The sequence below is a fragment of the Idiomarina sp. PL1-037 genome (assembly GCF_034422975.1).
Classification (GTDB): domain Bacteria; phylum Pseudomonadota; class Gammaproteobacteria; order Enterobacterales; family Alteromonadaceae; genus Idiomarina.
This window is the reverse complement of record NZ_CP139873.1, coordinates 1,450,460-1,463,443: the sequence shown is the minus strand read 5'-3', so window position 1 is coordinate 1,463,443 and position 12,984 is coordinate 1,450,460. Positions and strand designations below refer to the sequence as shown.

The 12,984-nt window shown below is 44.6% G+C and carries 12 protein-coding genes; all 12 read right to left on the bottom strand.

The features are described from left to right. Positions 1-3 precede the first annotated feature (3 nt). Positions 4-231, bottom strand: a complete 228-nt coding sequence (locus tag U0358_RS06865) for a DUF2835 domain-containing protein (RefSeq protein ID WP_317496921.1) — start codon at positions 229-231, stop codon at positions 4-6. A 23-nt stretch (positions 232-254) separates the two neighbouring features. Further along, positions 255-2,846: an aminopeptidase N gene (gene pepN / locus U0358_RS06860; RefSeq protein WP_322405751.1), complete on the bottom strand. Its 2,592-nt coding sequence runs from the start codon at positions 2,844-2,846 to the stop codon at positions 255-257. A gap of 59 nt (positions 2,847-2,905) precedes the next feature. Continuing rightward, positions 2,906-4,360 carry a Na+/H+ antiporter NhaC gene (nhaC, locus tag U0358_RS06855; RefSeq protein WP_317496919.1) on the bottom strand — a complete coding sequence of 485 codons (1,455 nt, stop codon included), beginning with the start codon at positions 4,358-4,360 and terminating at the stop codon, positions 2,906-2,908. A 12-nt stretch (positions 4,361-4,372) separates the two neighbouring features. After that, positions 4,373-5,758, bottom strand: coding sequence for a sodium-dependent transporter (locus U0358_RS06850; protein WP_317496918.1), 1,386 nt, complete (start codon positions 5,756-5,758; stop codon positions 4,373-4,375). Positions 5,759-5,868: 110 nt separating this feature from the next. Further along, a complete protein-coding gene (gene prc / locus U0358_RS06845; RefSeq protein WP_322405750.1) occupies positions 5,869-7,926 on the bottom strand; it encodes a carboxy terminal-processing peptidase in 2,058 nt (685 codons plus the stop codon). A gap of 9 nt (positions 7,927-7,935) precedes the next feature. Continuing rightward, positions 7,936-8,562 (bottom strand): RNA chaperone ProQ, encoded by a 627-nt coding sequence (gene proQ, locus U0358_RS06840; RefSeq protein ID WP_322405749.1) that lies wholly within the window; start codon positions 8,560-8,562, stop codon positions 7,936-7,938. Then, positions 8,555-8,845, bottom strand: a complete 291-nt coding sequence (locus U0358_RS06835; RefSeq protein ID WP_011234518.1) for a hypothetical protein — start codon at positions 8,843-8,845, stop codon at positions 8,555-8,557. The genes proQ and U0358_RS06835 overlap by 8 nt, the downstream gene beginning before the upstream one ends. Before the next feature lies 1 nt (position 8,846). Further along, positions 8,847-9,320, bottom strand: a complete 474-nt coding sequence (locus U0358_RS06830; RefSeq protein ID WP_322405748.1) for a free L-methionine (R)-S-oxide reductase MsrC — start codon at positions 9,318-9,320, stop codon at positions 8,847-8,849. Then, a complete protein-coding gene (locus U0358_RS06825) occupies positions 9,317-9,616 on the bottom strand; it encodes a YeaC family protein (protein ID WP_317496914.1) in 300 nt (99 codons plus the stop codon). Before U0358_RS06825 ends, U0358_RS06830 begins: the two co-directional genes overlap by 4 nt. A gap of 3 nt (positions 9,617-9,619) precedes the next feature. Next, positions 9,620-9,949 (bottom strand): hypothetical protein, encoded by a 330-nt coding sequence (locus tag U0358_RS06820; RefSeq protein WP_317496913.1) that lies wholly within the window; start codon positions 9,947-9,949, stop codon positions 9,620-9,622. 130 nt (positions 9,950-10,079) lie between these two features. Further along, positions 10,080-11,756, bottom strand: coding sequence for an alanine/glycine:cation symporter family protein (locus U0358_RS06815; protein ID WP_317496912.1), 1,677 nt, complete (start codon positions 11,754-11,756; stop codon positions 10,080-10,082). Between the two features lie 45 nt (positions 11,757-11,801). Then, complete coding sequence (locus tag U0358_RS06810) at positions 11,802-12,929, bottom strand: M14 family metallopeptidase (RefSeq protein WP_322405747.1); 1,128 nt, start codon at positions 12,927-12,929, stop codon at positions 11,802-11,804. Between the last annotated feature and the right edge of the window lie 55 nt (positions 12,930-12,984).

Genomic DNA, 12,984 nt, shown 5'->3' with positions numbered 1-12,984 from the left:
ACTCTATGTTAGCCGTTTTAATCCCACGAACTTTTGCTGTTCATCAACTTGCAAAAGGAAGCGTCCGCGCACCCCCTTATTATCAATAAAAGGAATTAAACGACCCGCGGGTAGGGCTACCCGCGTGCCATTAACGGTCGTGACTACAATTTGTTGATAACCTTTACTGTAATAGACATCACAAAATTCCTGGTAGCTCATACTTAGGTTAAAAACATACTCAATGATCACCGTTGGTTAATACCTTTAAATAATTATTCAGTTAGACAACTTTCTATTTTTTCAAATAAGTCACTGGCCAGGTTTGGCAATTGACGTAAAGACTCAAGCTGATTGCGCATTAATTGCTGGCGATTCTCATCATACCGGCGCCAACTGACAAAAGCAGATAGCAGTCTTGAAGCAACCTGAGGGTTACTGGTATTCAGTTGTTGAATGACTGAGCCTATCAATTCATACCCTGCCCCGTCAGCTTTGTGAAACTGCGGTTGATTCTGAGTGAACGCGGCAAGCAGTGAATACACCCGGTTTGGGTTTTTCAACGAAAAATCGGGATGCGTCATTAAATCTTTAACGCGCTCCACCGTTGCGTCGTTATTAGCAAGAGCCTGAGTACTGAACCACTTGTCCATTACCAGCTTTTCGCCACGCCATTGCTGCTCAAACTTATTAAGTAAAGATTCAGCTATAGCATGATTTGCCCAGACTCCGGCCTGCATTGCACCCAGCTGATCAGTCAGGTTATCGGCCTGGTCAAATTGTTGTGTCAACTTATTGGTCGCTGCGTCGTCTAGTTCGGCTAAATAACTTAAACAAACCTGTTTCAGCTGACGTTTGGCTATTTCATCCCCCACTAACTGGTAGGCTTTTTCTGACTTACAAGAACTCAGAAGCTGGCTGAAATCATCCTCCAGCGCAACTGCCAGTTGTTTTTTTAGTGACTTCAACTGGGTATTAATTGCTTCTACCGGAATGGTTTCATAATTATCAGCAATAGTTGAGGCTGAAGGCAGCGTTAAGGCCAGGGCTTTTAGTGCAGGATCGGTATTTGCGCGAAGCAGGTTCCGACACGCATCAATAGTTTGTACCGAGAGCTCAATAGTGGAATGATCATCAATTCCCTTTTCAATTATTCGGGTAAACAACGACTGTGCCGCATCCCAACGACTAAAGTCATCTTTACTATGAGCCAGCAGTACTCGTAGCTCGTCATCGCTTATGGTGCGCTTCACTTTTACTGGCGCAGAGAAATTATCGAATAAGGATAAAATAGGTTCCTCAGAAACATTGTCAAAGGTGAAAGTCGTTTCACTCTCTTTTAAGTGCAGTAAATTATTATCACTTAATAAAAGTTCTTCGCCCTGCTCACTATAGGCTGACCATTTAACCGGGATATGGAAAGGAGCCTTTTGCTCTTGTCCGGGCGTAGACGCGGTTTCCTGTTTGAGCACCAAGGTCAGTTGTTTCGCTTCTTTATCGTAAGACTGCTCCGCTGTAACAACCGGCGTTCCTGCCTGCGAGTACCAATGACGGAATCGACTGAAATCCTCGCCGTTTGCATCTTCCATAGCCTGAACGAAATCTTCACAAGTTACAGCCTTACCATCGTGACGCTCAAAATAAAGCGTCATGCCTTTCTGAAAGCCCGATTCTCCCAATAAAGTATGGATCATTCGAATAACTTCGGCGCCTTTGTTATAGACCGTCACCGTATAAAAGTTATTCATTTGAACCACTTTATCCGGGCGAATCGGATGTGCCATGGGACCTGCATCTTCGGCGAACTGATGGCTTCGAATAACGCGGACATCCTGAATGCGGTTGACGGCTCTGGAGCCAAGATCTGAGCTGAACTCCTGATCGCGGAAAACAGTAAGCCCTTCTTTTAAGCTCAATTGGAACCAGTCACGGCACGTCACCCGGTTACCGGTCCAGTTGTGAAAATATTCGTGACCAATAACGGACTCAACGTTAAGAAAGTCCTGATCGGTTGCCGTTGCTGGATTAGCCAAAACATACTTCGCATTGAAAACGTTCAGGCCTTTGTTTTCCATGGCGCCCATATTGAAGAAATCGACGGCTACAATCATATAAATATCCAGATCGTAGACCAGATCGAAACGCTCCTCATCCCATTTCATCGCGTTTTTAAGCGACAACATGGCGTGGTCAGCTCTGTCCAGATTACCTTTATCAACAAAGAGCTCTAAATCAACGGTACGCCCTTCCCGGGTAGTAAATTCATCACGTAACACATCGAAATTACCCGCGACAAGAGCAAACAGGTAACAAGGCTTAGGAAAAGGATCCTGCCAGGTTGCCATATGCTTTCCGTTATCAAGATCCAGCTGCTTTATGCGGTTACCATTTGATAATAAGTATGGAAAATCTGCCTTATCGGCAATAATTGTGGTTGTAAATTTTGCCAGAACATCGGGCCGATCGGGGTAATAAGTGATGCGCCGGAACCCTTCTGCTTCGCACTGCGTACAGAAAGTGTTTTCAGCCAGGTAAAGGCCTTCAAGCGCTTCATTAGTCGTTGGGTTAACGCTATTTTCAATTTCAAGAGTAAACGACTTAAGAGAAGTGTTGAGTGTCAGGCTGTTCTCATCGCATTGATATGCATCCTCGGCAACCTCTTCATTATCGACTTTCAAGCTCAATAAGGTGAGTTGTTCCCCGTCGAGTACCAAAGGCTTTGTATGATCGCCTTGCCGTACAACTTTTAAGACGCTCGTTACCCGAGTTTCTGTTGGATGAAGATTAAAGGTTAAATCGACATCCGTTATTGTGAATTCAGGTTCTTGATAATCTTTACGATATTTAGCCTTTGGTAATTGTGTCATAGCTTCCTTCTGTATTTAGTTCTCTAAGTCGCTTTCTTGCGTACGGCTGTTCGCTCTAATTAGGCTTCAGCCGTTTTATCTTTTGGGTTCAAATACAAGATAGTCCAGCCGGTATAGGCAAGAACTATGGCAATCAGCGGTGTCAGGTAATTAAAGAACGCATAAATGCCGTATTCGAACGGACTCACGGCAAGTACTGAAAACATATAAGCTCCGCATGTATTCCAGGGAATAAGAGCCGATGTGATAGTACCACTGTCTTCCAGAGTACGGGAAAGCACTCTGGGATCCAGGTTTCGACGTTCATACTCTTCTTTGAACATACGGCCCGGCAGTACAATCGCCATATATTGGTCAGCAGTTAATACGTTCGCGCCAAAACAAGTAAAAATGGTTCCGGTCACCAGCGAGCCAACACTCTTAGCTGATTTAAGCATACCGCGGATAAAGCGCTCCAGAAGGCCAACTTTTTCCATAATGGCGCCAAAGGTCATCGCACTTAAAATGAGCCAGACGGTGTTTAACATAGACGACATACCACCGCCGCTTAACAATGAATCAAGATTGGTACTGCCTGTACTCACCGCTACGCCATCTGATAACGCTAACCAAACCACTTTTAAGGCCGCGACCCAGCCCTGTTCTCCGGCTATTTGACTGACCATTTCGGGTTGAAAAATCAGCGCCCACACACCACCGAGCAAGGCGCCGAAAAATACTGTAGGTAGCGCAGGCTTGCGTGTTGCTGCCAAGTATAGCAATACGGCCAAAGGAACTAACATTTCCCAGCCAACGTTGAAGGTTGCGCTTAGTTGCTCCTGCATCAATTCCAGGCGCTGTAAGCTGACGTTGGTATCGGTATTAAGACCAAGAATTAAGAACAAGACTATCGATATAACAAAAGCTGGCCCTGCGGTATACCCCATATAACGGATGTGAGCGAACAACTCAGTTCCTGCGACCGCAGGCGCCAGGTTGGTGGTGTCAGACAAGGGTGACATTTTATCACCAAAGTATGCTCCGGAAACAATTGCGCCGGCGGCAATACCTGGCTCTAACCCCATACCGGAGGCTACGCCCATTAATGCCACACCAATGGTTGCTGCGGTTGTCCACGAACTTCCAATAGACAGCGCTACCACACCACAAATAATGCAACTTGCCGCATAGAATAAGCTGGGGTTTAGCAGTTCCAGGCCAAAATATATTAAGGTTGGGACCGTACCAGAAAGTAACCAGGTCCCGATTAACGAACCGACGGCAAGAATGATTAACATTGCGCCCAGGGCGACCGAGATCCCCTCGGTTATGCCCTCTTCTATTTGTTCCCAGCTAAAGCCATTTTTAAAACCTATGATGACAGCAATACCGGCCGCTATTAACAAGGCTATCTGGTTGGGCCCATAAGAAGAGTCTTCGCCAAACAAATAAACCGACGAGGACAACATTGCAATTAGCGCAAGTAAAGGAATCAGCGCCTGTAATAAACTGGGTGCTTTTGTTTTATGACTCATTAATTATTCAACCTAAAGTTTTATAAAGCCTATTAGCTGTAAAAAAATAATAATGATAGCGACTGGAGAAATATATTTAACGCACAACAGCCAGACATCGAAAATGCCTTTTCTTGTATCCAGTTCGTCTTTCGTGAATTCAGAACGCATGACCCAGCCCGCTAATAAAGCGAGCAGCAAGCCGCCTAGCGGCAACAGTAAGCTTGATGTCAAAACGTCAATGATATCAAAGAGTGACTCAATTGGCTTACCTAACCACGCAGAATCTAACTGAGCCCAGCCGGAGCCGGCAAATGAATGGATGGTCAACTGCCCCAGAAGCCAAAGTACCCCGGCAGAAACTAAGGTTGCTGGCCAGCGGTTTAAGGAAAACTTTTCTGAAACAAAGGCAACCGATGATTCAATCATTGCGATAGCGGAGGTAAACGCCGCTATAACCAGCATAATAAAGAATACCGTTCCAACAAAACCTCCGGCAGGCATCTCACTAAAAGCTAAAGGTAACGTAGTGAAAATAAGACCCGGGCCTTCACTTGGCGTCAAACCATAACCGAAAACCAGAGGAAATATTGCCAGTCCCGCTAATAGCGCGACAAAAGTATCAATGACTGCAATCCAGACACTGGTTTGTACTATAGAGGTTTCTCTTGGTAGATAAGCGCCATACATAATTACAACACCGGAAGCCAACCCCAGAGTGAAGAAAGAATGACCTAGTGCGACCATAACGCCGTTAACAGTCAACTTGCTGAAGTCCGGTTCAAACATAAAGCTAACAGCTGCAGAAAAGTCACCAATACTGCCTGAGTAAAGAGCAATACAAACCAGCAACACAATCATGCATGGGAGAAGCAGTCTAACCGACCTTTCCAGGCCATTCTTAACACCGTTGCCAACCACTAAAATGGTTGCGACAACAATCAGGCTATGCCACATCATCAACTCGCCGGGCGATGCTTGCAATGCATCAAAGGTTTTTCCTACGGCTTCGGCAGATGCATTAGTAAACACACCTTGTGCGGCTTTAAAGACATAAGCCAGTGCCCACCCCGCTATAACCGCATAGAAACTTAAAACCAAATAACCGGTCAACATTCCGAGCCAACCAGCAACTTGCCAGGCAGAATGCTTACCTGACTCCAATGCGACAGACTTAGCGGCATAGCCTGGTGAGTGTCGGCCACGACGGCCTATAATCACCTCGGCCATCATAATGGGAATGCCGATAGCTAAAATACAAAGCAGGTACACCAGAACAAAGGCACCGCCCCCGTTCTCTCCCATAACGTAGGGAAACTTCCAGATATTGCCTAAACCAACAGCCGCAGCTGAAGAGGCCAGTATAAAACTTAACCGACTTGACCATCGGCTTGATATCGTCTGATTATTTGTTGTCATTATTATTAATCGTTTGTGTTCATTAACGCACTATATGACCACAAAACAGGGGGCTATGACAAGCGCACAAAAAAATACCGCCGTAAAGGCGGTATTTTTAAAAGGTTTATTTAATTCGAGGCAAGTTGATTTTTATCAATATAATCAAATGCAACTAAAGCGGCTTGATCGAGGACGGGATCTACCTCGGTAAATTCTTCAGGGGCATCTTCGATACTCTCGATTGGCTCTTTACCAGCACGTTTCAAACGTTCGTTAACTCTCTCAAGTTGCTTGTTTTTCTGTTGCTCTTGCTTCTCTTCTCGTTCAGTTAACACCAGGCTGACCCATGTTTTGTCTTTTTCTTGTCTATAACGCTCTATCTCTTCAAATATATAAGAAAACTCAGGGTCGTCTTCAATTCTCTGATTTAACTGTTGTTGCAACTCTTTTACTTCAGCATTGTTAATTTCACCAACGGGGCTGTAGCTCGCTTTATCTATTTTATCCCAGGGTAACGCGTTATCTTCTTTGCTTTCACCCCAGTCTGAAGCCTCAACAAACGAAGGGAAAACAACGTCTGGTTGAACACCTCTTAACTGCGTACTGCCGCCATCTATGCGATAGAATTTCGCAATCGTATATTGAACACTGCCAAGTGGCTTGTCATAGAAATCGAAACGTCGAGCCAGTCCACGATGTTGTTGCACAGTACCTTTGCCAAAGGTATTTTCGCCGATAATTAAGGCACGTTCGTAGTCCTGCATCGCGGCCGCAAAAATTTCTGATGCCGATGCACTGTAACGGTCAACCATAACGAACAATGGCCCGTCATAGTATGTTTTACCGTCTTTATCTTCACTAACATCAATACGTCCACGGCCGTCGCTAACCTGAACTACAGGACCTTTATCAATGAATAAACCGCTTAAGCTAATGGCTTCGGTTAACGCACCACCACCATTACCGCGCAAATCTACCACCAAACCTTCTACGTCTTCGCTTTGTAGATCTTCTATCAGCTTTTTCACGTCAGCGGTCAGGTTGTTGTAAAACCCGGGAATTTCGATAACACCAAGACGACGACCTTTATAAGGCCCCTCTTCGAACTCTTTGACTTCGGCTTTTGCGGCACGGTCTTCCAATTTGACCTTGTCACGGACAATTTCAACTTCACTAGGAGTACCACCGGCACCTTGGCTGGCTTTTAAGACCTGCAAACGAACGGTAGTGCCTTTGGGACCTTTTATTAACTCGACAACATCGTCCAGACGCATACCAATAATGTCAACAAACTCTTCTTCATCTTCACCAGAGCCCTGACCGACAGCGATGATTTTATCCTCTGGAGAAAGCTCATCGGTTTTATCCGCAGGGCCACCAGGAACTAAACTGCGAATAATTGTGTAATCATATTCTGACTGAAGTACAGCGCCAATTCCTTCCAGTTCAAGATTCATATTTTGCTGGAATCGGTCTGAGTTGGAAGGCGAAAGGTAACTTGTGTGCGGCTCAACTGAACGGGCAAACGCGTTCATAACGGTTTGAAAAACATCTTCGCTTTTCGATTTTGTCAGTCGGTTTAATGCACTGTTGTAACGCTTACCGAGTGTCTCAACTATCTCAGGCCACTCTTTGCCGGCCAGTTTCAAATTTAGTGCATCGTATTTAACGCGGTTTTGCCAAAGATCATTCAGCTCATCTTTAGATTCTGCCCACTCAGCATCTTCGCGGTCATAATAGTATTTGTCGCCCTCAACCGAAAAATCCATCGGTTTTTCTTCGTCCAATAAAGACAGAGCATATTCGTAACGCTGGAAACGGCGTTCAAGACTTTTCTGATAAATGTCGTAAGCAACGTCAAGCTCGCCCCGTTTCAGCATGTCATCAAATAAATGACGATACTCCTGTGCGGCTTCTACATCTTCTTTTAGCAGAAACATCTTGCTGTAATCCAGCAAGTCAAAGTAGCGCTCATGAATTTGCTCAGATAACTCGTTATCCAGGGTCAGGCTACTGAAATGATAACGGGTAAAGTAGGACGCAATACGCTCACTGGCTGTATCATGCTGAGCTTCCTGCTCTAACTCTGGTAATTCACTGATCTTGTGCTCTGGCGGTATGGCAACCGCGGCAGGAACAACACACATCAGTGCCAATGCACATTTCTTTACAGCCCAGTGTTTCATTGACTACTCCTAAGCGCGCAGAAAAATCTTATCTGCTTTAACTTTCATAATTAAACCGTTTTGCAACTGAACCTGAACGTCGTCCTTGTCCAGTTCTAAAACTGTTGCTGACATGGGGGTGTTCCCCGCTTTTACCTGAACCTGTTGACCAACAGAAAGCTTGTTGAGTTCCACATCAGCCAATTTAACTTTTGGTTTGGCCGGTTTTTTTGTGGCTTTCGGTTTAGCTTTTGCTGTATTTTCAGGTTTATCTTTAGCCGGAGTTTTTTTAGCGGCAGCCTTGTTAGTTGCTTTGTTTTTCTCTGCAACTTTAGCTTTAGATTCTTTTAAAGTCTCTTGCGCATGCTGCTGGTGTTCTTCTGTAACAGCTTCAACCTGCTCACCATCCAGATTCACTCGCTGAGCACCGCTCTTAACACTGTACAGGTACCGCCAGCTATTAGTGTAATGACGCAGAGCTGTTCTTAAACGTGTCTTACTTACTTTGTCATCGTCCTCAAGGCGTTTCGCCAAATCTTCAAAAATACCAATTTTTAAAGGTTTAGCGTCGCCTTTTATCGTAAAACAGTCTGGAAACTGTTCGGCTAAATAGACAATGACATCTTTACTTTTCGTCAGCTTTTCAGGTTCACTCATTCCATTCTTCTTCCTGTTCGCGGACAACTTTCATTAAGTTTCGAACATAGTCGTCCATTTCATCAAATGACAAATCTAGCAATGCAGGCTCTTCAATCCAGTCGTACAACGTACGGCGAACCATTTCTTCAAGCTGCTCTGTTGTATCGTCATCCTCTCGTAATGCATTAATAAGATGCAGCATTTCATTGATTTTATCAGCGGCTTCTTCTTCATGCTCTTCAAAGAAAATAACATCTTGTTTGGTTACTAAATAACTGTGAATATCGAATTCAACAAACATACTATGATTGCACCCCTTGCCAATTCAGAGTTTGGCAGTAGTCAGCAATGGCCTGAATAGCTTTTGCGTCTTCTTCACTGAAGCGCCCCACAGACGGGCTGTCGACATCCAGCACCGCAACGGTTTTGCCATTAACGACGATGGGTGCAACAACTTCACTGTTTGATGCTGAGTCACAAGCTATATGTCCGGCAAATTGGTGAACATCTTCAACTCTTTGGCAGGTTTGGGTTTCTGCAGCAACACCGCAAACGCCCTGTCCAAACTGAATACGAACACAAGCAACACGCCCCTGAAAAGGACCTAGCACCAGCTCGTTATCAGAACGGGTAAGGTAAAAACCTAACCAGTTAATGTCCTCAATGCGCTCGTAGAGTAGCGCAGAGATATTCGCAAGATTTGCAATTAAATCAGGCTCACTTTCTGTTAAAGCCCGGCTTTGGGCTAATAAGTCAGAATACAGCTGAGAGCTCATAATTCGCCTTCTTGTTGGTCGAGTTTGAAACGAGCAATTTGTTCTCCAGAGTCAGTTTTGAACTGCTCTTTTAATTCCCGTTTGGTTTTTGTAATTATTTCGCCGTTAGCACCAATAGTAAAAGCTTCCTCAGTGCTCGCGTATCTCGCCTGATAAGCCATAACCAACTGAATGGAGTTTTCACGCTGCTCATCAGTTAAACGATTACCATCTGGCCATTTACCAGTTTCTACTGCCTGAACCAGACGCTCGTAAATGTCCTGATTCATGCTTTTAATTAAGTCGTCGAATTGCATAGTTTACCGCTTTTTCTTTTTTAAAAAGACAAGCTGCACACGGTTGACTATAAACCAAACTAATCCCCCGACCATTAACCCAACGGCAACGCTGTATTGCCACGTTTTAGGCATGGGTTGCTGAAGGAATAAATAAGTAAAAGCGGCAATCGATATCAGTAAGGCGAGCATTGAACGGGAAACCAGCTTATCGGATTTTTCTTGCTTTATCCGTATGGCTTCACGCTCTATATCGTCTTTAGACTGACCGGCCAGAACAAACTGGCAATGCGGGCACTCTTTTGCTTTGCTTGAAATTCGTTTATTACACGAAGGACATTGTGTTAACGCCATAAACTACCTATGTCTTATGCAGTCCTTGCAATATAAGGCTTTTGCTCTCAATTTCAAGCATTGCGAGGGAATAAAAAATAAAACGGCCAACTTTGGGTTGACCGTTTTGCTTTAATTGGCGCTTATTCTATTACTTTTTCTTGTCGGCATCGCCAAAGTCTTTCCAATAAGACTTAACCGTTGACTTCATTTCCTTGTGAAGCAAAATCATCCCCAGCAAGTTGGGGAGTGTCATTAGGACAATAGCAACAGCGGAAGCTGTCCAAACGAGAGTCGTATCTGCAAATGACGCCCAGAAGAAGCCCGATACATAAAGTATACGGTATGGCATAACCCCCTTTTGGCCGACCAGATAAACAACTGCCCTGTCACCGTAGTACGACCAGGCTATTGCAGTCGAAAAAGCAAACATTAGCAGAGTAATGGGAATAATGTACTGACCGTAGTCTCCAAAATACCCATTAGCAAAAGCCAGCGAGGTCAGAGCCGCGGAATGTACCAGTGACTTTCCGACAACTTCAATATCCTCTTTAATCAAGTTACCATTTTCAATTTTTACCTGGCCATTGTAAGCATCTTCTCCGGCAATAATGAAACGCACGTCTTCAGCAACCGAGCGCGCATGTAAAATAGTGATTTCACCATTAGTCTGCGCTTTGCCATCAACAACATTCAGTGTACCCGAATAGCGTTTAATTTCAGTATCGTCATAGTCGTTCAGATATCTGTAAAGCTCTTTACGGTCTTCTTTGTCAACATCATTATACTCACCAACAACGAAGTCCAGATCGCTTCTGGCAAAGTTATTTTCAAACTTCTCAGTCCACACCCCGGAAGATAGAATAACCAGACCAGTTAAAGTACAGATTAAAATGGTGTCCAGGAAAGGTTCAAGAATTGACACCAAGCCTTCAGCAACAGGATCTTTCGCTTTTGCTGATGCGTGAGCAATAGGTGCAGACCCCTGACCCGCTTCGTTAGAGAATAAACCGCGGTTTACGCCACGGTTAAACGCATAAGCAAAGCTGGCTCCTAAAAAGCCGCCTGCCGCTGCAGAACCGGTGAATGCGTTAGTGAAAATAGAAGAAAAAGATGAGCCGATATTATCGATATTGAAGAAAATAACGCTCAAAGAACCAATGACATAAACAACTCCCATAATAGGAACGATTTTTGAGGTAACCGCCGCTATTCGCTTGATTCCACCAATAATGACCATTGCCAGCAAAATAGAGAGTATGGCTCCGGTCCAGACCGGTTCAATTGAAAACGTCTGCTCCATTGACTGCGCAATGTTATTAATTTGCGGCATATTTCCAGTGCCAAAGGAACTGATAATAGTTGCAATGGCAAAAATAACCGCTAACCATTTCATATTCAGTCGGCGGTCCATGTAATACATTGGCCCGCCAGCCATACTGCCATCTTCGGTTTTTACACGGTATTTGTGCGACAAGGTCACTTCCACAAACTTGGTAGTCATACCGAGGAATGCCGTCACCCACATCCAGAAGATGGCCGCCGGCCCCCCCAGGAATATCGCAAGTGCAACACCACCAATGTTACCAGTACCTACAGTACCGGATAATGCCGTTGATAGCGCCTGAAAGTGACTGGTATCGCCTTGTGAGTCTTTTTTATCGAATTTTCCGGCTAATACTCTCCAGGCATGTCTGAAATAGCGCACCTGAGGAAAACCAAGATACAAGGTGAAAAATAAACCCACACCGAGCAAAAGAAACGGGAAATAAGACGCAGAGCCTAAAAACCCGTCAATCCAAAGCAAAAAATTGTTGAGCACTTCCAAGGAAGACCCCCTTTGTTGTTATTATTTTGTGATCCAACTCTAGTTTTAACGCAATTTTGGGGAGACTGCCAATATTGCGGTTAAAACATCTTCTCCTAAACGCTGACAACGAGCTACTGACCAGCCGAAATCTTCGTCAGGTAAGTCTGCATTGTCTTTAAACGGCATTTCCAGCGTATACGATAAACACTTGAAGCGCTCACCCACCGCAGAGTTTGCGACGGTCATATTCGCTTTACCCGGCTCATCCAGTTCATAACCGTATTGAGTCTGAAACTCCGGAGTTGCAGCTAAAAAGGCTGATTTAAAAGTTTCTTCTAAGTCTTTGTGGCGCTCGTCATATGAAGGAATACCTTCACAGCCCGCGACAAAGTTATAAGGCAAAGCTTCATCACCGTGCACATCAAGAAACATATCAACACCAGTTTCCTGCATGCGTTTTAGTACATAAAAAACTTCCGGGCTTTTCTCCAGGCTTGGTTCTGCCCATTCGCGGTTCAGGTTCGTGCCAACAGCGTTCGTCCGAAGATGTCCACGAACACTACCATCCGGGTTCATGTTTGGTACGACATAAAAAACGTTTTCGTCTAACAACTTACGGGCAACGCCATCTTCGTCGTCCAGTAAACGTGTAATTAAGCCTTCCATAAACCATTCAGCCATTGACTCACCGGGATGCTGGCGTGCAGTCACCCAAATGGTATTTTTGTGCTCAGCGGGTTCACCTATAACCAATAAGTTTAATTCACGACCATCTATCGTTTCGCCTAATAGCTCGTGATAACAGTCAATTGACTGTTGAGCTGATTGAACCAGGTCTTGATGACGCTCGTACGAATAAGGAATGAAATACGCATAATAAACGCTTTCTTGCTCTGGTGTATGACGAATAGTCAGTTCTTTGCCATTGTACTCCGTCGGAACCCGGAACCAGGTCTCACGGTCGTATGAGGCAAGGGCCTGGTATTCCTTCCAACCATCGGGGTAAGCAGAATCAGATGCATTTTCAACCGTCATCACGTGCTCTTCGCCGGCTTCAGCAAACAGCTTAAAATGGAACCATTGGTAAAAATCAGACTGATGATCTTTTTTGATTGCTAAACGAATGTTATCGGCATTGTCTGAGCTGATAACTTGAATATTGCCACTGTCAAAGTTTGCAGTGATATGCATACTTCACCTTTATGTATTGTTTCTGAGAAAGTGAGTAGAAAAAAAGCGCCCGCAG